Origin of the sequence: Pseudoalteromonas sp. SIMBA_162 (assembly GCF_046535955.1) — a bacterium.
Taxonomy (GTDB): Bacteria; Pseudomonadota; Gammaproteobacteria; order Enterobacterales; family Alteromonadaceae; genus Pseudoalteromonas; species Pseudoalteromonas marina.
On the sequence record NZ_JAWJBQ010000957.1, the window covers coordinates 1 to 246 of the forward strand.

Consider the following 246-nt stretch of genomic DNA (forward strand, 5'->3'; position numbering starts at 1 on the left):
CGGTGCCCTTGAGCACGGCGACGTGATAGGACAGCAGCTGCAGCGGCAGGGTGTAGAGAATCGGCGCCAGCACTTCGCTGACATGCGGCATGCGCAGCACGCGCACGCCTTCGCTCTCTTCAAGGCTGATGTTCTCATCAGCGAACACGTAAAGCTCGCCGCCACGCGCGCGCACTTCCTGCAGGTTCGACTTGAGCTTCTCGAGCAGCTCGTCGTTCGGTGCCACCGCCACTACCGGCATGTCGG

At 63.4% G+C, this 246-nt stretch carries 1 protein-coding gene; it reads right to left on the reverse strand.

The window, feature by feature from the left end:
* Nucleotides 1–246 (reverse strand): SIS domain-containing protein (locus R0J88_RS22545; protein ID WP_410901252.1); only part of this gene is annotated, 246 nt, incomplete at both ends.